Origin of the sequence: Thioalkalivibrio sp. ALJ1, from assembly GCF_000745395.1 — a bacterium.
In the GTDB taxonomy this organism is placed as follows: Bacteria; Pseudomonadota; Gammaproteobacteria; order Ectothiorhodospirales; family Ectothiorhodospiraceae; genus Thioalkalivibrio.
The window spans coordinates 2073580-2096803 of the sequence record NZ_KN050684.1; the positions used below are offsets into that span (position 1 = coordinate 2073580).

15 protein-coding genes, 1 tRNA gene and 1 other RNA gene are annotated in these 23224 nt (G+C 63.4%); 13 read left to right on the forward strand and 4 right to left on the reverse strand.

All coding sequences use genetic code 11. From position 1 onward, the window contains the following. Window positions 1–12: 12 nt before the first annotated feature. Window positions 13–393, reverse strand: coding sequence for a hypothetical protein (locus tag F462_RS12115; protein WP_038054544.1), 381 nt, complete (start codon window positions 391–393; stop codon window positions 13–15). 240 nt (window positions 394–633) lie between these two features. Then, window positions 634–4134, reverse strand: coding sequence for a DNA methyltransferase (locus tag F462_RS12120; RefSeq protein ID WP_038054547.1), 3501 nt, complete (start codon window positions 4132–4134; stop codon window positions 634–636). A gap of 351 nt (window positions 4135–4485) precedes the next feature. Here F462_RS12120 and F462_RS12125 point away from each other — a divergent pair. From F462_RS12125 to rlmM, 8 genes are all read left to right on the forward strand, one after another. After that, window positions 4486–4562, forward strand: a tRNA-Val gene (locus tag F462_RS12125). 414 nt (window positions 4563–4976) lie between these two features. Then, window positions 4977–6542 (forward strand): phospholipase D family protein, encoded by a 1566-nt coding sequence (locus tag F462_RS12130; protein ID WP_038054550.1) that lies wholly within the window; start codon window positions 4977–4979, stop codon window positions 6540–6542. Window positions 6543–7004: 462 nt separating this feature from the next. Then, complete coding sequence (locus F462_RS12135) at window positions 7005–7484, forward strand: SgcJ/EcaC family oxidoreductase (RefSeq protein ID WP_038054553.1); 480 nt, start codon at window positions 7005–7007, stop codon at window positions 7482–7484. Between the two features lie 22 nt (window positions 7485–7506). Then, a complete protein-coding gene (locus F462_RS12140; protein WP_038054556.1) occupies window positions 7507–8079 on the forward strand; it encodes an RDD family protein in 573 nt (190 codons plus the stop codon). Window positions 8080–8134: 55 nt separating this feature from the next. Beyond that, complete coding sequence (locus F462_RS12145) at window positions 8135–9331, forward strand: BaiN/RdsA family NAD(P)/FAD-dependent oxidoreductase (protein ID WP_038054559.1); 1197 nt, start codon at window positions 8135–8137, stop codon at window positions 9329–9331. A gap of 138 nt (window positions 9332–9469) precedes the next feature. Then, window positions 9470–10474 (forward strand): class I fructose-bisphosphate aldolase, encoded by a 1005-nt coding sequence (locus F462_RS12150; RefSeq protein WP_038054562.1) that lies wholly within the window; start codon window positions 9470–9472, stop codon window positions 10472–10474. A gap of 424 nt (window positions 10475–10898) precedes the next feature. Then, window positions 10899–12638, forward strand: a complete 1740-nt coding sequence (gene soxB / locus F462_RS12155) for a thiosulfohydrolase SoxB (RefSeq protein WP_038054564.1) — start codon at window positions 10899–10901, stop codon at window positions 12636–12638. Window positions 12639–12756: 118 nt separating this feature from the next. Next, a complete protein-coding gene (gene rlmM / locus F462_RS12160) occupies window positions 12757–13833 on the forward strand; it encodes a 23S rRNA (cytidine(2498)-2'-O)-methyltransferase RlmM (RefSeq protein ID WP_038054566.1) in 1077 nt (358 codons plus the stop codon). Between the two features lie 13 nt (window positions 13834–13846). Here the strand turns inward: rlmM and F462_RS12165 are convergent, their stop codons facing one another. Continuing rightward, window positions 13847–14266, reverse strand: coding sequence for a secondary thiamine-phosphate synthase enzyme YjbQ (locus F462_RS12165; RefSeq protein WP_038054568.1), 420 nt, complete (start codon window positions 14264–14266; stop codon window positions 13847–13849). A 59-nt stretch (window positions 14267–14325) separates the two neighbouring features. Beyond that, window positions 14326–14686, reverse strand: a transfer-messenger RNA (tmRNA) gene (gene ssrA, locus F462_RS13550). 369 nt (window positions 14687–15055) lie between these two features. Between ssrA and purL the strand changes: the two genes are divergently transcribed. The 5 genes from purL to fliE all read left to right on the forward strand — a co-directional run bounded on the left by purL (window position 15056) and on the right by fliE (window position 23206). Further along, complete coding sequence (purL, locus tag F462_RS12170; protein ID WP_038054570.1) at window positions 15056–18931, forward strand: phosphoribosylformylglycinamidine synthase; 3876 nt, start codon at window positions 15056–15058, stop codon at window positions 18929–18931. An 84-nt stretch (window positions 18932–19015) separates the two neighbouring features. Beyond that, the gene (locus F462_RS12175; RefSeq protein WP_038054573.1) at window positions 19016–19552 is read left to right on the forward strand and encodes a PilZ domain-containing protein; all 537 of its coding nucleotides are present in this window, start codon (window positions 19016–19018) and stop codon (window positions 19550–19552) included. A gap of 79 nt (window positions 19553–19631) precedes the next feature. Next, a complete protein-coding gene (locus tag F462_RS12180) occupies window positions 19632–21008 on the forward strand; it encodes a sigma-54 interaction domain-containing protein (RefSeq protein WP_038054574.1) in 1377 nt (458 codons plus the stop codon). Between the two features lie 376 nt (window positions 21009–21384). After that, a complete protein-coding gene (locus F462_RS12185; RefSeq protein ID WP_038054576.1) occupies window positions 21385–22755 on the forward strand; it encodes a sigma-54-dependent transcriptional regulator in 1371 nt (456 codons plus the stop codon). A 112-nt stretch (window positions 22756–22867) separates the two neighbouring features. Beyond that, window positions 22868–23206 carry a flagellar hook-basal body complex protein FliE gene (fliE, locus tag F462_RS12190; RefSeq protein WP_038054578.1) on the forward strand — a complete coding sequence of 113 codons (339 nt, stop codon included), beginning with the start codon at window positions 22868–22870 and terminating at the stop codon, window positions 23204–23206. Window positions 23207–23224: the final 18 nt, after the last annotated feature.

The following is a 23224-nucleotide window of genomic DNA, read 5'->3' on the forward strand; positions in this document are numbered from 1 at the left end:
TGCAGCGACTTGTTAACCCCGAGTAGCCATATCGAAATCTTCCTGCTCAGCCAGCTCCTCCTCGGCATCGGGAGCCCCAGCAGCTTCACGGTTTGCAACCAAGTTGGTCACATCGCTCCATTCCTCCATACGGAACACGTGCACCCGACGGACATATTGGCAAAAATTGGGGGCATCATTTTGAAGTGAACTTTGCAGCCTCATGATTGCTGTGATTGGGTCGTGCTCTGCTTCAGTGTGATAAAGCGAGCCTTGAGGATGGGCGGTGAAACCGCAGCTGGCCAATGCGTCCGGTATCTCTGTTTGGTAAATGCGAGTACGGTCAGCGTCACTTACGCCGTTTGCGCGCATAGCGGCCGTATCCAGGTCAAAAGCTATTGCATATTGAGCCATCTCAGATCTCCTCGTGTGATTTTGGGGGGTTAACAGTGATTGGGTAGCGCGCACGGATATTGGATGAACGTTTGCGCGTGTTCAATTGGATATTGGACCGGCTGCCCGGTGTAAGAGAAGGATGTGGAATCATACGGATGCGTGGCCCGGTTGGGTGTTAACACGGGGTTATCTCGCGGGCTGTCGATGTGGTTTGGGGCCATGGCCGATCGGTGAGCCCTTGATGGTGTTGACCGTTTGTCATGTCAGGCGCCAGTGGTCGTTGTCGGTTGTGGCCTGGCCGAGGATTTGGAGGGCGGCGAGGACCTGGGTGATCGATTTTGTCGGTTTGCGCTTGAAGTGGCTGGCCAGGGCTTCCGGGGTTTGGGGGCCGATGGCGAGGAGGCGGCGGACGGCTTCGACCTGGTCGGGCATGGATTTGGGCCAGGTGGGTTTTCTGGCCGGTTCGGTCGGGGTGTCGGCGGCGGCCTCGGGTTTGGCGTCCAGTGTGGCGGTGGTCTGGGTGGCTTCGGGGGCCTGGTAGTCGGGGCGGAGCCAGCGGATGTGGCCCTGGGCTTCTTCGGCGGCGCGTTCGGTGTTGAGCGCGACGAGGCGGCTGAGGAGTTCTTCTTCGGCTTCGGCCTGGTCGGCGGGCTTGTCCGGCAGCGGCGTGGTGGCGCCGGGGCGGCCGACGAGGCGTTCGGCGAGGTCGTTCCAGCCGTAGGGGTCGAAGACGGCGCGGTCGAGGTCGTCGTGCAGTTCGCGCAGCAGGGAGACGAGGCCCTGTTCGTGGATGGTGCGTTCCTTGGCGGTCAGGGGTTCTTCGGCGCGTAGTTTTTCCAGCACGTTGTACATGCCGGTGAGGGTGAGGTCCGCGTGTTCGGCCTGGCGCGCCTTGCGGTGGGCGTCGATGCGTTCGGCGAGGTCTCCGATAGTGGCAGCCTGCTTCTCGTCGAGGTCGGGGAAAGGGAAAGTGTCGAAGCTGCGGCCTTTTGCATAAACAGGATCATTACCGACGCCAAGGCTGCCCCCTGTTGCCAGTGCCCACCGTGTATGTAGGCGTGAGGAGAGAATAGCCAGGACGTCAGCCTGTGAAGTGCCGACCGTAACGAGTTTCTGGTCAGGAACAACACCGCTTTCAACAAAAACAAAGACGCGATGTTTTGCGGTCATTGTGGTAGCGATGTATCTATTTAGGCCATCGATAGAGCGCCGTGTTGCCGGCACTGGCTCGCCAAAGACCCACCAATTCTCCCGGTAGGTGGCACGCTTGTTTTGGTCGCGTTCGGGTTTGACGCGTTCCTTTACCCACTGGTAGAGCTGTGGAAAACGATCTCGGACTTGACTCAGGCTGAGCCCAAACAGATCGATGATGAATACATCTCGAGGCTTGTGCATGATATCGCGGCCATTCAGGTACGGTCGGATGGGCACATCATTGGTTGCCACATGTTTCAGGCCCAAGGCGAGTGCTTCATCTTTACTAACAACAAACCCCATGCCGATTGGTTGCACTCCACGGAAACAAAGTCCTGAGTTGGAGAGCAACGGTTTAGCGCCAGCGATGTTGGCACCGACGCCCAGATCCGAAAATAACTTGCCCCCCTTGCGGATTAGTTCCACAGCGCGGGCATCGTCGCCAGTATCGCGTTCGGCAAGGACATGCTGCAGGGTGCCGGGCTGGTCTCCGGCTACGCCGACGGTCATGGCAATGCGCACGGCGGCGCCATCGGCACTGTCCACCCAGGGGTGGTCGGGGATGGCGAAGGCGAGCGAGAGAGGCCTCTTGCTGTCGTTCAGGTGCGGTTCGAGTACGCGGCGGTTGAAGGTCTGGCGCAGGCTGTTGGTGGTGATGAAGCCGAAGCGCCGGGCCTCGGCCTTGCGCACCTTCCCGGCGGCGGTGTGCCACCAATACATGACGAAGTCGGCGGAGTCCGGGACGATGCCCTTGAAGACCTTGCGCACGGCGTCCACGTAGCCGTCGCCCAGTGCGCGGCGCATGGTGGCGGCGCCGATAAACGGCGGGTTGCCGACGATGTAGTCGGCTTCGGGCCATTCGGCGCGGCGCGGGTTGCTGTAGTGGTAGACGGGGGTGCGGGCGGTCTCGTCGGGGATGAGTTCGCCGGTGACGGGGCTTTTTTTGTAGCTGATGCCGTCCCAGATGGTTACGGGCTGGCCGTGGTCGTCGGTCATGGGTTCGCGGGCATCAAAGTCGATCAGCGCGTCGCGGCATTCGATGTTGTGGAAGTCGCGCAGGATGGGTTCGGGCAGGCTGAGGCGGCCGTGCAGGCGGTAGTGCCATTGCAGGTAGCCGATCCACAGCACGATTTCGGCGATGGCGGCGGCGCGCGGGTTGATCTCCAGCCCGAGGAACTGGTGCGGGTCGACGGTGAGGCCTTCGGTGTCGAAAGTGGCCTGGCCGGCGCTTAGGTCGCGGATGAGGTTGAGCACTTCGCCTTCGAGGCGCTTGAGGTGTTCCAGCGCGACGTAGAGGAAGTTGCCGGAGCCGCAGGCGGGGTCGAGCACGCGCACTTCGCGCAGGCGCTGGTGGAAGCGGTGCAGTTCGTCCAGGGCCTTTTCGGGCTTGGTCTGCTGCAGCCAGGCCTCGGCGGCGACCTGCACGGTGTTCCATTCGGCGCGCAGGGGCTCGATGAGCGTGGGCATGACCAGGCGTTCCACGTAGGCGCGCGGGGTGTAGTGGGCGCCGAGCTTGTGGCGTTCGCGCGGGTCCAGCGCGCGTTCCAGCAGGGTGCCGAAGATGGCGGGTTCGACGAAGCGCCAGTCGGCGCGGGCGGCCTGGATGAGCAGGCCGATCTGGTCGGCGTTGAGCGGGATGGGGTCGATGTTCTGGAACAGGCCGCCGTTGAAGCGCTGCAGCTTGTGCATCAGCTGGCCTTCATAGCCGCCGGTGTTCATCGTTTCCCACAGCGAGCGCATGGCGTCGGGGAAGTGTTCGGGGTTTTGCTGCAGGCGTTCCAGCAGGGCGGTGAAGCTGCCCTTGGGCAGGAGTTCGACGTCCTCGCTGAACATGGTGAACAGGCAGCGCTTGAGGAAGTGGGCGACGCGCTCGACATCAAAGCCGTGCTGTTCGAGGGATTTGGCGAGTTCGGCCAGGCGCGCGCTGACCTCGCGGGTGACGCGGGCGGCGTGTTTGCTGGCGTCGAGCTGGTCGGGCGCCAGCCACAGGTGGTGCAGGCGCTGCTGGATCTCGGGGTCGCGCAGGTCTTCCAGGCGGATGCGGTGGCGGCTCGGGTCCGGGTAGGGGACGTAGGTGCCGCCGGAGCGGGAGAACTCGGCGTAGAGCTCGAGGCTGCGGCCGACATCGGTGACGACGATGAACGGCGGGCGGCCTTCGTCTTCCGGCAGGGCGCGCACGTACTGGTCGGCCTGGTTCTGCGCGGCGAGCATGGCCTTGTCCCAGCCCTGGGTGTGCAGGCCCTTGCCGGTCTGCTTGGCCTCCAGCACGAAGCAGCCGCGGCGGTAGAGGTCGATGTAGCCGCGGTTTTCGCTGCCGTCCGGGTTGCGGATGGTGACGCGGCGTTCGAACACGTAGGCGTTGTCGCGGGTGTCGTCGCTGGCCGGGTCGGGCTGGGGCAGGTCCAGCAGCGCGCACAGCTCGGTGAGAAAGAGCTGGTAGTTGGCGCGCTCGCTGCCGCCGGTGTCGTGCCAACGGTCGAGGAAGGCCTCGACCTGCTCCGGCGCGGCGATGGGGGCGGGGCCGGATTCTTCGGCGTGGGCCGGGCGGGCCGCGAGTCCATCCATGTGACGCATGTCCGTTTACGTGTTCGGCCTGACCTTACCGATTCTGCTGGCGGTTGTCCTGTGGGGTGCGGCTCTCGCCGTGAGGTGTGTCGTGACGTGGTGGGTTCGTGTGTGGGTGATCTCGGCTCTTCGCTTCGCTGCGCCGGGATGAAGAGGGGAGCAAAACTTGTGGGAGCCTGCTTGCAGGCGAAGCTCCAGCCAAAGCCGGGCACAGGCAGGGGCTTCGCCTGCAAGCAGGCTCCAACGGGCGGCATGGGGCGGAGTTGCCCCTGGGAAAGCTGGAAGGCGATGCGTTGCGATGGGCTTTGACAGGGGGCGGGGAGGCGGTACAATACGCCGCTCGAAGACGACAGGCGCGTAGCTCAGCTGGTTAGAGCACTACCTTGACATGGTAGGGGTCGTTGGTTCGAGTCCAATCGCGCCTACCAAATTTAAAAAGCGAGTCCGGGTCCGCCCGGCTCGCTTTTTTTGTTTCTGGGCACCGGAATGGACAGGCACCGGGTGGGGCGGCACGCTGTGCCTGGCGTGCTAGGGAAACGCTGATTAATGTGCACGCTCGCGTTGGCGCCCCAGGTTTTCCGAGACCAGGCGCGGCGCGCAGCCGGTAGTGGTTCTACCGGCAAGGGCTGCAACGCAGGATCGGGGAACCTGGGGCGCCAACCCCACAAGCTATTGAGTGCAGGGGCTCGGCCGCTTTTGAGCGCGCACGGCGTTGCGGCTCCCTTGTGCAGAGTGACTGCACGGCAGTCACCGCGCCTTGTTCGCACTCAAAAGCGACTCGAGCGCGAGCGTGCACATTAAACAGCGTTTCCCTAGGGGGCTTTGTTTGCGGCAGGCGATTGATGCGTGATCTCTACAGGGGCTTTGGGGCTTTGGCGGTGCTGCTTCTGGTGGTGCTGGCGGGCGGCTGTGCGCCGTTGCAGCCGGCGCCGGACCGCGTCCCCGTGGCCCAGGAGCCGCCTGCAAGCCAGGGGCCTTTGGCCGAATGGCTGGGCGAACTGGCGCCGGCCCGCGAGGACGGCAAGACCGGGTTCCGCTTGTTGGATGACGGGACGGAGGCCTTTCGCTGGCGGGTGATGAGCGTGCGAATGGCGCGCGAGCGGATTCAGGTGCAGTCCTATATCTGGCGTGACGATGTGGCCGGGCGTGTGTTGATGGGGGAGTTGCTGGGGGCAGCCGATCGCGGGGTACAGGTATCGCTACTGCTGGATGATATCGACGCCCGCGGGCGGGACGCGTTGCTGGCAGCGGTGGATCAGCACGCGAATATCGAGGTGCGCATCTTTAACCCGTTCCGAACGCGTGCTGGGCTGCTACGGGCGAGTGCGGAGTTTGTTCTTCGCGGCAGCGACTTGAACCATCGGATGCACAACAAGGCGTGGGTGGTGGATGGGCACCTGGCGATCACCGGGGGGCGCAATGTGGGGGATGAGTACTTCGAGGCGAGCCCAGACTACAACTTTGCGGATCTGGACCTTGTGTTGGTGGGGCCGTTGGTCGCGGAGGTGGAGCACTCGTTTGTGGAGTTCTGGAATAGCCCGGGTGCGCTGCACGTGGCCCGCGTGGCACGGGAGTTGGGTTCGCCCGAGCAGCTCGCCCGGCAGCATGGTGAATTACGCGCTTGGGTGGCACGGCATCACACCCACCCCCTGATGCAGATGGAACCCCTGAACGGTCAGCCTGTGCCCCAGCCGGTTACGGATTCGGCCGCGTATGTGTGGACGGACGCGGCGGAGTTCGTGGTCGACGATGAGGCCAAGGCGCGCGGACGTGGGACCGGCTCGCGGGTCGCGGATGCCCTGGGTGAGCGCATCGGAGGCGTGCGCGAGGAGTTGCTGATTGTGTCGCCGTACTTTGTGCCGGGACGCGATGGGGCGGCGCAGCTCTCGCGGATGAGCGAAGGCGGTGTCCGGGTTCAGGTATTGACGAACTCGTTGGCGGCAAACGATGTGGCGTTTACCCATGCGGGCTATGCGAGCCGGCGGCATGCGCTGCTGGAGGCGGGCGTTGAGTTGTTCGAGTTGCGTCCGACCGGGCCGCCGCGTTGGGCGCGCCTGGAACGGGACCCGACCAGGGGACCTGTGCAGGCGAGCCTGCACACCAAGCTGCTGGTGTTTGATGGGGAGGAGGCCTTTGTCGGCTCGTTCAATCTGGATCCGCGCTCGGCCCATACGAATAGCGAGTCCGGTGTGTTCCTGCGCGATCCGGTGCTGGTCGAGCGGCTGGCGGCTCTGCATCAACAGGGGATTCGGCCGCAGGTGGCTTTTCGCGTGAGCCACGATGAGATGGGCTGGCTGGAGTGGCGGGACGCTGACGGTAACGTGTACCGCTACGAGCCGAAGGCCAGCTTGTGGCGGCGCTTTGTTTCGGGCGTGACGCGGATTTTGCCGGTGGAGCCGTTGCTGTAAGGCGGGGCTAATTCAAGGTCAAGGTCGAATCACAGGAAGATAGGGAGGTAGGGAAGGGGGTGATGGGATTGGCCCAAGGGTAATGGGACGAGGACGTGCGCAGGCAAGGTCAAGGTCAAGGGCGGGTTTTGACCACGAAGGGCACGAAGAGACGAAGGAAGGCAGGGTCAGGTCAAGGTCGAATGACAGGAAGATAGGGAGGTAGGGAAGGGGGTTGATGGGATTGGCCCAAAGGTAATGGGACGAGGGCGTGCACAGGCAAGGTCAAGGTCAAGGTCAAGGTCAAGGGCGGGTTGTTGACCACGAAGGGCACGAAGAGGCGAAGGAAGGCAGGCAGGTCCAGGTCAAGGGCGGTTGACAGGGAGGCAGGGAGAGCGGGAAGGGGCGGATGAGGTGAGTGGATTGGCGTGGGGTGGGGGTCTCCTGTAAACAGGGGGTTGGTTTAACGGTTGAGGGTTGGGTATGACGCGAAAGATAGTGTTTCTGACCGGCATGGTTGGGCTGATGGCATTTTCCGGCTCGGTTGTCGCCGGGGATGAGGCGGCGATTGAGCAGCTGCTGAAGGCCAAGGAGTCGGCCTGGTCGGCTGCGGATGGCGCCGGTTGGGCACGCGACTACCAGGAAGATTCCGTGGTAGTGAATCTGGCAGGAAGCCGCTTGGAGGGGCGCGACGAGAATGCGCAGCGGCATGATTCGGTGTTTGCGGGTCCTTTTGCAGGTACGGAACTGGATCTTTCGGTAGAGCACATCGAAATGCTGGGTGACGACCGCGCGTTGGCGGTGGCCAAGCTGGCGGTCTCGAACATCGAGTCGATGCCCGAGGGGTTGCCGGATGGGGGTGACGGCATCCTGCATACCCGTATGAGTTTCCTTCTGGAGCAGGACGCGGATGCCGGCTGGCAGATTCGCTTTGCCCAGAACACGGCCGTTTCGCCGTACTGAATCCAGCACAAGGAGGTAATGGATGAACTGCAGGGAATGCGGTCAGGATAATCCGGACGATGCCCGGTACTGCCAGCACTGTGGTAGCCGGATGGATGCGGGTGAGGCCCGCTCGGTCCCACAGGAGGAAGTCGGGGCGTCCGGTCCGCCAGAGGATCGCAATGCCTATGGCGGCTTCTGGGTGCGCGCGGGAGCGTACCTGCTGGATGCGGTGATTATCGGTGTGCCACAAGTACTCGCGCAGCTGGTCATCAGCCCGGAGACCATGGTGCCACGCGAGCCGGGTGACCCGATGCCGCCGGCGGAGCTGGCCTGGTTTTTGGTGAATGTGGTGGTGGGCTGGTTGTACTGGGCCGGCATGCATAGCTCGCAGTATCAGGCGACGCTGGGCAAGCTGGTGTTCGGGCTGCGGGTCGTCGACTACCACGGTGAGCGGATCTCGTTCATGCGCGCAACGGGGCGCCACTTCGCCACCATTCTTTCGGCCATGATCCTGATGATCGGGTACATCATGGTGGCCTTTACCCGCCGCCGGCAGGCCCTGCATGACCTGATCGCGCAGACGGTAGTGGTGCGCAAGGAGTGGCTGCGCTGAGCGCTCGGTTGCCCGCTCGGGGGTGACGCCAGCGCTTCGGGTAGAATCGCCCGCCATGAGCGAGGCGGGGCATACAGTAGAGGCGTTTGATGTAGTGGTGGTCGGCGGCGGCGCGGCAGGGCTGATGTGCGCGTTGACTGCCGGGGCCCGTGGGCGTCGGGTACTGGTGCTGGAGCATGCCAACCGGGTCGGCAAGAAGATCCTGATGTCCGGCGGCGGGCGCTGCAATTTCACCAACATGTACTGCGAGCCGGAGAACTTCATCTCCGCGAATCCGCATTTCGTAAAATCGGCGCTTAGCCGCTACACCCAGTGGGACTTCATCGCCCTCGTGGAGAAACACGGGATCCCCTACCACGAGAAGAAGCTCGGGCAGCTGTTTTGCGATGACTCCTCCAAAGACATCGTGCGCATGCTGCTGGACGAGTGTGCGGCGGCCGGGGTGACGGTGCGCACGGATACGCCGGTGACCCAGGTGGAGCCGGGTGCGCCGCACCGATTGATGGCGGGTTCGCAGCCGGTGAGCTGCGAGTCGCTGGTAATCGCCACGGGTGGCTATTCCATCCCGCGCATGGGGGCCACCGGCTTTGGGCTGGACCTTGCGCGTTCGCAGAACATCCCGGTACGACCGACGCGCCCGGCGCTGGTGCCATTCACCCTGAGCGGGCGGCCACTGGAGGAACTGGAGGGCCTGTCGGGCGTTTCGCTCGACACCGTGACCCGTGCCGGTGGGGCCGGGTTTCGCGAGAACATCCTGTTTACGCATCGCGGGCTCAGCGGTCCGGCGGTGCTGCAGGCCTCGTCCTACTGGGTGGAGGGACAGCCGGTGGAGATCGACCTGTTCCCGGAGCTGGATCTGGCGGCGCACCTGCGGGAGCTGCGCGAACAACGTCCGAAGGTGGAGCTCAAGAGTGTGCTGGGGGAGCAGCTGACGCGCCGGGTGGCGCAGCGCTGGTGCGAGCTATGGGTGGAGAATCGGCCGCTGGATCAATTGAGCAATGCCGACATTGATCAGGTTGTGGCCGCCTGCCAGCCGTGGACGGTATGGCCCGCGGGTACCGAGGGCTATCGCACGGCTGAAGTGACGCTGGGCGGGGTGGATACCGATGCCCTCTCCTCGAAGACCATGGAGTGCCGCAGCGCGCCGGGGTTGTATTTCATTGGCGAGGTGGTGGATGTGACCGGGCATCTGGGGGGCCACAACTTCCAGTGGGCCTGGGCCTCGGGACACGCGGCGGGCGAATACGTTTAAGTCCGATCAAGCGCTGGCGCAAAGGCCTTTCGTGCATTTCCGGAAACTGTGTTGGGGTTCTGTCTGTCAGGTTGGAAGAACCTGCGGAGGGTGACTACTCTCCGAAGGCAGTCCCACGCAGAAATGCAAGGAGCCCGTATGAAGATTGATCAGTTGGTAGAAACGGCCGAAGCGATGGTGGCACCCGGAAAGGGGATCATCGCGATCGATGAATCCACCGGGACGATTGCCAAGCGCCTGGGAGCGGTCGGTGTCGAGAACAGCGAGGAGAGTCGGCGTACCTACCGCGAGCTGCTTCTGACGACGCCGGGACTCAATGAATATATCTCCGGCGCGATCCTGTACGACGAGACCATCCGCCAGTCCACTCGCGACGGCAAGCCGTTCGTGGATGTGATGAACGAAGCCGGCATCCTGCCGGGCATCAAGGTGGATACCGGTGCGAAGGATCTGGCCGGATTCCCTGGTGAAAAGGTGACCGAAGGCCTGGATGGCCTGCGCGAACGGCTCGAGGAATACGCCAAGATGGGTGCGCGCTTCGCCAAGTGGCGCGCGGTCATCACAATTGGCGAGACCATGCCCACCGATACCTGCATCGAGGCGAACGCCCATGCCCTGGCGCGCTACGCCGCGCTTTGTCAGGAGCAGGGGATCGTGCCGATGGTGGAGCCGGAAGTTCTGATGGATGGCAGCCACGATATCGAGACCTGCTATGGCGTGACCGAGGCCACGCAGCGGGCGCTATTCCGCGCCTTGTACGAACACCACGTGTTGTTGGAGGGCACCATCCTGAAGGCCAGCATGGTGCTCCCTGGCAAGGATTGCCCCGAAAGGGCCAGCGTCGAGGATGTGGCGCACGCCACGTTGCGCTGCCTGGAATCCGCGGTGCCGGCGATCCTGCCGGGGATCGTGTTCCTGTCCGGTGGTCAGAGCGATGCCGATGCCACGAACCACCTGGATGCGATGAACCGCATTGGGGGTACCCCGTGGCCGCTGTCGTTCTCCTATGGCCGTGGTATGCAGCAGGCCGCGATGGAGCTCTGGGGCAAGGACATGGCCAACAACTTCGAGAAGGCGCAGCAGACCGTGTACGAACGTGCGCGCGACAACGGGTTGGCGGCCCAGGGCAAATACGCCGCCTGATGCTCACGAATTGCATCGTCTGTTGATCTGGATCAAGAACGAGCGGGTCGGCCGTTACTAGCCTGAGGGCGTCGGATTCGACCCGTGGTCTGGCAAGGGATGCACGAGCCCCAACGTGCGTGCCAGACCCTCGTATTCGACGGTGTATGTCGCGTCTTGGCCTGCTATCTCCGGATAGCAGGCTTTTTTGTGCCCGCTTCGCGGGGAAATGTGAAGCCTTTCCCAAATTTCTGGAAAATTGCGAACAGACGATAAATCGGTACGATCTCGCGCGAAACCCGTGCATTGAGCGCGAAATCGCGGGTTTGGCCTGCCGTTTTCCGTGATGGGGTATGGAACAATCCTGGATGGAGGGCGTCGTGATGCAGGTAGGAGGTGCGCTTCTCGTGCCTGGAAAATATTCAAACCACCAAGGAGATCCATAATGAGCCTGACGCGCAGAGAGTTTCTGGAAGCCATGGTTGCGGCCAGTGCCGCCGGCTTTTCCATGAATGCCTGGGCCGGTGAAAAAGGGTCCTGGCGCCCGGCCGAGTCGGATATGTATGACCTGCCGAAGTTTGGCAACGTTTCTCTGCTGCACTACACGGACTGCCACGCGCAGCTGAAACCGGTGCACTTCCGCGAGCCGGATGTGAATATCGGTGTGGGAGACATGCAGGGCAAGCCGCCGGTACTGGCGGGCGAGAAGATGCTCGAGTACTTCGACATCGAGCCGGGCACGCCGCTCGCGCACGCCGTGACGCACCTGGACTTCAAGTACGCCGCCGAGAAATATGGTCGGCTGGGTGGGTTCTCGCACCTGTCCACCCTGGTCCAGAAGCTGCGCGCCGAACGTCCGAACTCCTTGCTGCTGGATGGCGGTGATACCTGGCAGGGTTCCGCGACCTCGCTGTGGACCAATGGCCAGGACATGGTCGATGCCCAGAAGCTGCTGGGTGTGGACATCATGGTCGGCCACTGGGAGTTCACCTTCGGTGACGAGCGGGTGATGGAGATCATCGAGAATGACTTCAAGCCCAACAACATCGACTTCCTGGCGCAAAACGTCGAGGACCGTGACTGGGGTGACCCGGTATTCGATCCCTATACCATCCGCGAGATGAACGGCGTGCCGGTCGCGGTGATCGGGCAGGCGTTCCCGTATACCTCCGTGGCCAACCCGGATTACATGTTCCCGGACTGGTCCTTCGGCATCCGCGACGAACACATGCAGCGCATGATCGACGAATGCCGCGAGAAGGGCGCCAAGGTGGTGGCGATCCTGTCGCACAACGGCATGGTCACGGATATGGAAATGGCCCGCCGCCTGCGCGACGTCGACATCATCATGGGCGGTCACACGCACGATGCGGTGCCGGGTGCCATGGAGATCGAGAATGCCGGTGGCGAGAAGACCCTGGTGACCAACGCGGGCTCCAACGGCAAGTTCTTGGGTGTGATGGACCTGGACGTCACCGACAGCGGTATTCGCGATTACAAGTTCACGCTGCTGCCGGTATTCTCCAACCTGCTGGAAGCGGATGCGGAGATGGAAGAGCACATCCGCAAGGTGCGTGAGCCGTACGAAGACAAGCTGAACGAAGAGCTGGCTGTGACTGAAGGTGTGCTGTACCGCCGCGGCAACTTCAACGGCACCTTCGACGAGGTGATCATGGACGCCATGATCAAGGAGATGGACGCCGAGGTGGCGCTTTCTCCGGGCTTCCGCTGGGGTATTAGCGTGCTGCCGGGGGCGCCGATCACCTTTGAGGAGCTGATGACGCAGACGGCCACGACCTACTCGGAGACCCAGCGTAACGAGATGAGTGGTGAACAGCTGAAGAATGCGCTGGAAGATGTGGCCAACTCGATCTTCAACGCCAATCCTTACCACCACCGCGGTGGCGACATGGTGCGGACCTCCGGAATCGAGTACACCATCGATCCGCACGAGTCGATGGGGAGCCGCATCAGCGACATGCACATCAACGGCGAACCGGTAGACCCGGACAAGTCGTACGTGGTGGCCGGCTGGGCCAATGTGCACGAGCCGCTGGATACCGATCCGGTGTGGGATGTCGTTGCCAGCTACTTGCGTGAGCACGACACGATCAGCCCCGGCAAGCCGTATCTGCCGAAGCTGAAGAACGTGGAAGGCGATCCCGGTCTGGCGCGCTCCAGCTAAGCGATCCAGCCGGCTTGGCCCGCGCACGCGGGCCGGGTAGTCTCGCAGCCGCCGTACACTTCGAGGAGTGTGCGGCGGTTTTTTATTGGCGGGTAGTGCCTGTCACAGGGGATACGGGATGCAGGGAATCGGGGCGGACTTTGCGGGGTTGCTGTTGTACTGCCGCGCGGGATTCGAGGCGGATCTGACGGCGGAGCTGACCGAGCGGGCGGCCCGTGCCGGTTTAGGCGGTTATGCACGAGTGCAGGCTGGCGCGGGACACGTGTTCTTTGAACCGGCGGGCTGTAGTTTGAAGGAGCTGATTCGGGCCTTGCCGCTGACAGAGCTGATCTTTGCCCGGCAGGTGTTCCCGGCGCTACCGGTCCTGGCGGATCTGGACCGGGCGGATCGCCTGACGCCCATCATTGAACAGGCTGTCGCGGCCGGGTGGCGCGTGGATTCGGTTTGGCACGAAACGCCGGATACCAACGAAGGTAAAGGTCTGCGGCGTCTGATCAAGGCCGTGGAACGCCCTCTGGCAGCGGTGCTGCGCAAGCGTGGGGTGCTGTGTTCGGATGCCGGGGGGCAGCGGCTGCATGTGTTCTGGCAGGCCGGTGATCGGGTGCAACTGGGATTCAGTCGTCCGGGCCGTCGCAGTGAGTGGCCCGGCGGGGTACTTCATCTGCGCTCGCCGCGCGAGGCCCCCAGCCGTTCCACGCTGAAGCTCGAGGAGGCCTGGCACACCTTCATCCCCAGGGACGAATGGGATACACGCCTGGCACAGGGGATGCAGGCGGTGGACCTGGGTGCCGCTCCCGGTGGTTGGACCTGGCAGCTGGTGCAGCGGGGGATGTACGTGCACGCGGTCGACAACGGCCCGATGGATGCGCGTTTAATGGCTACCACCCAGGTAGAGCATCACCGTGAGGATGCCTTTTCGTGGGTTCCGCCAACGTCGGTGACCTGGCTGGTCTGCGACATCGTGGACAAGCCAGCCAAGGTCGCCGCGCGTATGGCGGACTGGCTGGAGGCGGGCTGGTGCCGGGAGGCCATCTTCAATTTGAAGCTGCCGATGAAACAGCGCTGGCAGACCGTGTACGACTGCCTCGACCACATCGAGGAACGCCTGCTGGACGAGCGGGTGCGGTTCCGGCTGAGGGCGCGGCAGCTCTATCACGACCGCGAGGAGATCACGGCCCACGTGAAGCTGGACTGAGCTGAGCCCGGGGCTATTCGCCCTGGACGGTGACGGTCAGGCGACGGGTGTGGGCGGCGTAGCGGTGCTCCCAGAGGAACAGGCCTTGCCAGGTGCCCAGAATCAGGCGCCCCTGTCCGACCGGGATGGTCAGATCGTTGTGCGTGAGCATGGCGCGGGCGTGGGCGGCCATGTCGTCGTCGCCTTCCATGTCGTGGCGGTATTCGGGGTCGCCGTCCGGGGCCATGCGGGCGATCAGGGTTTCGAGATCGTGGCGCACGTCGGGATCGGCATTCTCGGTGACGAGTAGGGACGCGCTGGTGTGATGCTGGAACACGTGGCAGGTACCGGTGGTGATACCGGATGCGCGCACGATGTGCTCCACCGCTTCGGTGACGTTGATCGTGCCGCGACCCTGAGTCCGTTGGGTGAGGGTGTCCTGGTAGACGGCCATTCATTACCTCGAATCCAAACAAAAAAGCGCCCGTAGGCGCTTGATTGGTCGATCTAAATTGGTGGAGGCGGCGGGAATCGAACCCGCGTCCGCAGGACCTCCGCCTTCGGCTCTACATGCTTATTCTGTCTTTTAATTTAACCAGCGACTACCCGACAGGCAGGGAATGTAACTGGCGATCCCGGTTGAGTTTTAATGGATCCACGCCGGGCGCGCTTCACCACGAGCTTATGAGAGTCGACGCCCGATACTGGACGCATAAGCACGGCTCCAGTCGGACGGCATCTACCGGTTTTTAAGCGGCGAGTGCGTAGTTGTCGTCGTTGGCAACTATTTTTTTGCAGTGATTTTTACGAGGTTCACCACATCCTCGGCATGCACCTAAGGTTTCGCGACCCACGTCGAAGCCAAGTCGCCCCCCAAGTACTTTCATGGACATAGTAACGCATCGCGAGTTCCCCGGCCATGTGCTTCTTCGGCGGGGGGAAGGGCAAGGGCGGGTTTACCGCGGAGTCCACAGAGGACACAGAGCAGGGCGATTCACAGGAAGATTGGAAGACAGGAAGACTTTTAATGGGTTGACTGGTATCCGCCAGGACAATCTTCGACACCCCAAAACCTTCCTGCCTTCCCGTCTTCCTGTAGCCAAGTCCTTGACCTTGACCTTGACCTTGATGGTCTCTGTGCCCTCTGTGGACTCCGTGGTGAGATCGGTCTAACAGGTCCCGCGCGGGGGGCGGGTCCGGTACAATGCGCTGCTTTTGGCACGTCCGGTTTCGAGGATACGCAATGCGGGTTGTGGAAGGGGGCGCGGCGGTCTCGCCGTTTCGGCTGCAGGCTCTGGAGGCAGGTCTGCGGACAAGCGTATCGGGTGCGGGCCCGCTAGCGGCACGGTTCGTCTATTTTGTCGAGACGCGCCGGCGGCTGAGCACGGAAGAGGACGCCGTGCTGGAGCGGCTGTTGAGTGAGGGCGAGGCGTGGGCCTCGCCGGCGTTCACGGTGGCCCGCGAATTGGTGGTGATTCCACGCTTTGGCACCATCAGCCCCTGGTCCTCGAAGGCCACGGAGATTGCCCATCACGCGGGTCTGGAAGGGGCGGTCCAGCGTATTGAACGGGGTGTGCACTGGTTGATTGGTGGCGAGGCGGCCGAGGGTGCCGACCTCGAAACGTTATCGGCCGTGCTGCACGATCGCATGACCGAGACGGTCATCGAAGACCCGGCGGCCGCGGTACAGCTCTTTCATAGCGAAACGCCGCGCTCGCTTACGCGCGTGGCGTTGGGAGATGACGCGCGTACCGCGCTGGAACGGGCCAATGGCGAACTGGGGCTGGCGCTGTCGCCGGATGAGATCGATTACCTGGCGGATGGGTTCTCGGCCCTGGGACGTGCGCCCACGGATGCCGAGCTGATGATGTTCGCGCAGGCGAACTCCGAGCACTGCCGCCACAAGATCTTCAACGCGGCCTGGGTATTGGATGGCGCGGCGGACGATCGCACGCTGTTCGGCATGATCCGGCAGACACACGCGCGCCATCCAGAGGGTGTGCTCTCGGCCTACAGTGATAACGCCTCGGTGATCGCCGGGCATCAGGGAACCCGCCTGATGCCGAATGCCATTACCGGCGAATACCAGCGTGAGACGCTGGATCTACCGATCCTGATGAAGGTGGAGACGCATAACCACCCGACCGCGATCTCGCCCTTCCCGGGGGCCGCGACCGGTTCCGGTGGGGAGATCCGCGACGAAGGCGCGACCGGGCAGGGCTCCAAACCGAAGGCGGGGTTGACCGGGTTTTCCGTGTCCAACTTGCAGATCCCTGGGCATGAACAGCCCTGGGAGCGGGACTTTGGGCGGCCCGGCCGAATCGAGAGCGCGCGCCAAATCATGCTGGATGGGCCGATTGGGGCGGCGGCATTCAACAACGAATTCGGGCGCCCGGCGCTGGCGGGTTACTTCCGGACGCTGGAGCTCGCCGTGCCCAACGCGGACAGCGACGAGACGCTTTACGGCTATCACAAACCGATCATGCTGGCAGGCGGGGTCGGTTCCATCCGCGGCGAGCACGTGCACAAGCAGGACGTGCCAGCGGGTACCCCGATCGTGGTGTTGGGTGGTCCAGCGATGCTGATTGGCCTGGGCGGCGGTGCGGCCTCCTCCATGGCCAGCGGTGCGAGCGCCGAACACCTGGACTTCGCCTCGGTCCAGCGCGGCAATCCGGAGATGGAACGCCGCTGCCAGGAGGTTATTGATCGTTGTACGGCCCTGGGTGCCGGCAATCCGATCCTGTCGATTCACGACGTGGGTGCGGGTGGGCTTTCCAATGCGATACCGGAGATTCTGGACGACGCCGGACGCGGTGGCGTGATTGAGTTGCGCGATCTGCCAACCGCGGAGTCGGGCTTGTCGCCCATGGAGCTTTGGTGCAATGAGGCCCAGGAGCGCTACGTACTCGCGATTGCGGCGGATCAACTGGAGACCTTCCGCACGCTGGCCGAACGCGAGCGTGCCCCGTTCGCGGTGGTGGGCGAGGCCACGGATACCGGGCATCTCAAGGTTGAGGATCGCCTGTTCCACGAACCGCCGGTGGACATGCCCATGGGCATGCTATTGGGCAAGACTCCGCGGATGACCCGCGAGGACCGCCGTCTAGAGCCGCCGGTGTCCGTGTTCGATCCGGAGTCCCAGCCGCTGGGAGAGGCTCTGGCGCGCGTGCTGCACATGCCATCGGTGGCGTCCAAGCACTTTCTGATCGCGATTGGGGACCGCAGTGTGGGCGGCCTGGTGGCACGGGATCAGATGGTGGGGCCGTGGCAGGTTCCGGTGGCGGATTGTGCGGTGACTCTGACGGATTTCGACCGTTACACCGGTGAGGCAATGGCCATGGGCGAGCGCACGCCGTTGGCGATGCTGTCGGCCCCGGCCTCCGGCCGGATGGCGATTGGCGAGGTGATTACGAACCTTGCAGCCGCGGATATTGACGGGACGGCGTCGATTCGGCTCTCCGCGAACTGGATGGCCGCCGCCGGCGTGCCGGGTGAAGATGCCAATCTGTTCGATACCGTGCGCACCATCGCCGAGGATCTTTGCCCGGCTCTGGGGATCTCGATTCCGGTGGGCAAGGATTCCTTGTCGATGCGGACGGTGTGGGAAACCGCTGACGGCCAGGCGCGCCACATGCACGCACCGGTGTCGCTGATTGTGTCCGGTTTTGCGGCGGTCGCGGATGCGCGGCGCACGCTGACCCCGGAACCAAAGCGTGATGCGGATGAACGTATGTGGCTGATTGATCTGGGCGAGGGGCGTACCCGCATGGGCGGCTCGGCGCTGGCTCAGAGCTACGGGCATGTGGGCGAGACGACGCCAGATGTGGTCGACGCTGGGCGTCTGCGCCACTTCTTCGACGCCATCGGCACGCTGCGGCGCAACGGCCTTCTGCGCGCCTACCATGATCGGTCTGATGGCGGGCTGATCACAACGCTGCTGGAAATGGCGTTTGCCGGGCGCTGTGGCCTTGATGTCGAGGTGCCCACCGATGGATCGCCCATGGCCTGGCTGTTCAACGAGGAACTGGGGGCCGTGGTCCAGACAGCGGCGGGGGCTGAATCGGCCTTGCGCGATGCGATGGCCGAAGCCGGATTGGAAGCTCATCTGTACCCGGTTGCCCGACTGCGCGATGACGAACAGGTGTTGATCCATCAAGGTGGACGCGAAATCCTGGCCGCGTCCCGCGCGGACCTGCAACACCAGTGGCAGGAGACGTCGGCCTGGATGCAGCGCCTGCGTGATGATCCTGAATGTGCCGATGAAGAGCTGGCTCGCGTGAGGGAAGACGGTGGTCTGCAGCCGCGCCTGACGTTCGACCCGGCGGAAGACATCGCTGCACCGATGATCGCCCGCGGCGAACGCCCACGTGTGGCGATCCTCCGCGAGCAGGGTGTCAACGGGCAGCTGGAGATGGCGGCTGCATTCGAGCGTGCGGGTTTCGCGCCCGTGGATGTGCATATGACGGACCTGCTGGATGGGCGTCAGGACCTCGGTTCGATGCAGGGTCTGGCCGTCTGTGGTGGCTTTTCCTATGGGGACGTGCTGGGCGCGGGCGGTGGCTGGGCCCAGACGATCCTGAATCATCCCGCGCTGCGGGACGCGTTCCAGGGCTTCTTCGAGCGTGGCGAGACGTTCACGCTTGGCGTCTGCAACGGGTGTCAGATGTTGTCCCACCTGGCGCCACTGATTCCCGGCGCGGGTCACTGGCCACGGTTCGTGCGTAACCGCTCGGAGCAATTCGAGGCCCGGCTGTCGCAGGTCCGCATTGAGCCCGGTCCTTCGGCGCTGCTTGAAGGCATGGCCGGGTCGATATTGCCGGTGGTGGTCTCGCACGGGGAGGGGCGGATCCGCTACGCGGACGGGACGCCCGTGCACGACCAAGCGGCATTGCGCTACGTGGAGGCGGACGATTCGCCGGCAAAGCTGTATCCAGCCAACCCGAACGGGTCCGCGGGCGGTGCGACGGGTTTCGCCAGCGAGGACGGCCGCGCCCTGATCATGATGCCCCACCCCGAACGCGTGTTCCGCAGTGTTCAGCACAGTTGGCATCCACAGGATTGGGGCGAAGATGGGCCGTGGTTGCGTTTGTTCCGCAATGCCCGCGCGTTCGTCGGCTGAGGCTGGATCCGACCGCAGCGTTGCGTTAATCAATGGTGTATAACCGGGCCATTCGCGCGGACAACATGAGAGGCGGGAGCGGGCATGGATGACGCCAATCAGGAGGAATTTCTCGGTGATGAACTGCGTGTAACGACGGCGTTGATGATCGGGCCGTCGACACGTACCGCAACCGACCCGGTCCTGGCGCAGCGCCTCATTGAGAGTCTGGATTTGTTCGACGATGCGCATCCGCGTGGCGCGATGCCGCACGAGGACGAGTCCTCACCCGAGGTGCAACGCCTGGAGCACAAGTTGGACCTCTTGCTGCACCTGGTGGCGGAGTCGCTTCACCCCGAGCGACCCGATCCTGTTGAAACAACGCTTAGTAGCCACGGGATTGCACTACCGGCGGGAACGTTGCCGGAAGATTGCGACCGTGTGGAGGTTTATCTCAGCCGGTTGTTACCCCAACCCTGCGTCTTGGGTGTCGAGACTCCGACAACGCGCGGAAGCCAGCAAATGACTCGCTGGACAGGGATCGAGGGTCCTCTGGAAGAGGCCATGGGGCGCTGGATCTTCCGCCTGCATCGCCGTGAGGTGGCGGAAAAACGCCAGAAAGTTGACGCCAATCGCAATTAGACGGGATACTGAGAACTCGATCACATCACCGGATGCGGCCTTTCTCGGCATCCGGTTTCGGCCATCGGGGCACAGCGGTATGCCGGACTCGGGCGACAAGCAGCAGAACATGCGTATTGCACTCAGTGGCGACGCCGGCGCGGCGGATGCCACGCGGGCGATCCTGAACTGCCTGGGATACGAGGCCGAAACCCACAGCAACCCCCAAGACCTGACCGACGGCACTCCAGCCGCCGCCGTGTGGCTTTGTGGCCCGGCGGCAGAACTCGAAGCCCGTTTGCGTGAACAACGTGGTGAGGTGGCGCCGATCGTGGTGCAGCCGACCGATGGTGGCGAGGTTCAGGCGGACGGTATCGGTTGCGTCGTCGACCATCCCCTGTCGATTGGTGGCGTGTCGCAGGTCCTGCAGTGGCTGCGTTTCGGCCGTGAACCCGGCTATGACGACATGCCGGGCCTGGTGGGCGCACATCCCACCATGCAAGCCGTGAAGCGTCTGGTGGGACAGGTCGCGCGTACTGATGCCACCGCACTGATCCTGGGCGAGACCGGTTCCGGCAAGGAAGTGGTCGCCCGCGCCATCCATAACGCATCGGATCGCGCGGACAAGCCGTTCGTGGCGGTGAACTGCGGTGCCATTCCGGGTGACTTGCTGGAGAGTGAGTTGTTCGGCCATGAGAAGGGGGCCTTTACAGGTGCGTTCACGGCCCGCGCCGGACGCTTCGAGTTGGCCGAGGACGGCACCCTGTTCCTGGACGAGATTGGTGACATGCCGCTGCCGATGCAGGTGAAGCTGCTGCGCGTGCTCCAGGAGCGGGTGTTCGAGCGCGTCGGTTCGAACAAGTCGATTCCGGCCCGCGCCCGAATTATTGCTGCGACCCACCGCAATCTAGACGATGCCGTGGCGGAGGGTAGCTTCCGCCAGGATCTGTTTTTCCGTCTGAGTGTGTTTCCCATCGAGTTGCCCCCCTTACGTGAGCGCACCAGCGATCTGCCTCAGTTGCTCGTTGCTCTGGAGGAGCGGTTGCGTGACCAGGGCATGATGCCGGCCCATCTGACGCCTGCCGTGATTGCCCATTTGGGCCAGCTCGCGTGGCCCGGCAACATCCGGGAACTGGCGAACCTGCTGGAACAACTCGCAATCATGTATCCGGACTTGCCGGTGGATCTGGCGCAACTACCGCAGCGTGTGCGTCCCGAGGGAATCGAGGACTTGGCGCTGCGGCCGCCTTCCACGCAAGAGTCGAGCGCCGAGAGTGGCGCGGACAGCAACATTCTGGTGGGAGGGCTGCCGCCTGAAGGGGTGGATCTGCGCAGTTTCCTCAACGATCTGGAGCGCGAAATGATCACCCGGGCCCTGGATGAAACCGGACACGTGGTGGCGCGCGCTGCACGTCGACTGGGTATGCGCAGGACTACCCTGGTCGAACGCATGCGCAAATTTGGCTTGGGTAAGTAGCTCGTAGTGGACGTTGCGACACTCGGCTCGAGGTCGATTCGCACCGAATAGAGTTCACCCGTCGTTTTTAGACCCGGCCGGCTCCAATGGGGGCCGAAACCTCCTCGTTCGTTCTCCATGCGGTGTGTGCGTGGTCGGTAGCTGTTGTGTCATTCATGGCTAGCCGGGCGTCCCCCCAAGCCCGATGGTTACGTGGGGATCGTCATGCGGGAAAGGTCGAGATCTCGTCACTGGGTGGTTGTGGGTCGGGCTCGCTTAGCGCCATGAGTTTGACGGACTCGTGATTGGAGCTTTCGTAAGTCCATGTAAACAAGGCTCGTATCTAGATGGCGCGCTTTTTGCTGAATGTCTCCCGAATCTCTATGGGAAGACCTTCATGTCGCGAGCCACAATCCTGTTGGTGGATGCCGACCCTGCATTGCGCGAAGCGGTGGTCGCGGTCCTGGCCAAGATCCCTCGGGTGCGATTGCAGGCCAGTACGGCCGCCGACTTGCCGCGGATGCTGGAGGCAAGCCGCCCCGCGGCGATTCTTGTTCACCGACTCGATGAACTGCATCTGAATGCGCTTCCGGAACCGACCGCGGCGGTGGCCGCCGTCAGCCTGGAATCGACTCAGGAGCGCGCTCTGCAGGCGATGCGCGCCGGGGTTCAGGCCCATTTTGGATTGCCGGAGATGGCCGATGGCCTTGCGCAGTGGCTGCGGCCGCTCATCCAGCCAGAACATGGGTTTGAAGCCCCAGCCCTGGTGGCTCGCAGCGCGGCAATGCGCGGTCTGGATCGGTTTGTCTCGCGTATCGCGCGCAGCTCGGCCACGGTCTTTGTGACGGGTGAATCGGGTGTGGGGAAGGAGGTCTTCGCACGCCAGCTGCACCTGCGCTCGCCGCGCAACCGTGGACCGTTCGAGGCGATAAACTGCGCCGCATTGCCCGAGGCCATGCTGGAGGCGATGCTTTTTGGACATGCCAAGGGCGCCTTTACCGGTGCGGTCGAGGCGCGCTCGGGTAAGTTTCAGCGGGCCCATGGCGGCACGCTGCTGCTGGACGAGGTCACCGAGATCCCGGTGCATCTGCAAGCCAAGCTCTTGCGCGCGCTGCAGGAGCGAGAGGTGGAGCCCCTGGGGGCGCGGCAGACACAGCGGGTCGACGTGCGCGTCGTTGCGACCTCCAATCGAGACCTTCGCACGGCCGTGAGTGATGGGCTGTTGCGTGAGGACCTCTATTATCGCCTCAACGTTTTCCCCCTTTATATCCCGCCTTTGCGGGAGCGCCACGAGGATATCGTGCCCTTGGCGCAAGCACTTTTGCGCCGGCTTAGCGGTGGGCGTTTGCGGGACCTGGACGCAGGCGCACAGCGGCGCCTGAACGAACACGACTGGCCGGGCAACGTGCGCGAGCTCGCCAACGTTATGGAGCGGGCCATCACGCTCCACGAAGGCGAGGGCGAATGCGTGTCCGCCGAGGCGGTTTGGCTGGATGCGGACATGCTCAGTCCCTGGTCCACTGGTGGCGACTCAGTGCAAGGAACCGACGCATACGCGGCGGACGCCACCGTGGGCGACGAGAACCCGACGCCGATGTTGGAGCAAACCCTCCAGACGCAGGAGTGCCGGGTGATTCTGAACGTCCTTCGAGAATCGGGCGGGCGCCGGAAAGAGGCGGCCGACCGGCTGGGAATTAGTCCAAGAACATTGCGTTACAAGATCGCGCGGTTGCGCGAACACGGCTTCGCGGTTCCCGCATCGGGTTGAAATGCTCGCACTGGCATATGGATTGCTTGATGCTTGGTGGCGAGTAACGCGTTAGCAGAGGACGTGCAACAGCTGGTGACTCCGATCACGGCACGCCTTGGGGATGAAGATTATGAGCGAGATGCAGATTCAGAACGTCCTGCAGCAGATGCGTCAGCTGACGCAGGCGAGTGGGGTGGAAAATACCAACCCGGCGCAGCAAAACCGTGAGCCTCAGCGGGTCGGCGGTGCGGACTTCCAGAACGTGTTGACGGAGTCGCTGCGAGGTGTGAACCAGGTACAGCAGGAGGCGACGGACCTGCAGACTCGCTTTGAGCTTGGCGACGAGAACGTGAGCCTGCCGCAGGTCATGACGGCGATGAGCAAATCGAGCATCGCCTTCGAGGCGACCAACCAGGTACGTAACCGGTTGTTGACGGCGTACCAGGAAATCATGCGAATGCAGGTTTGATCGGCCGCGCTGGCTGAA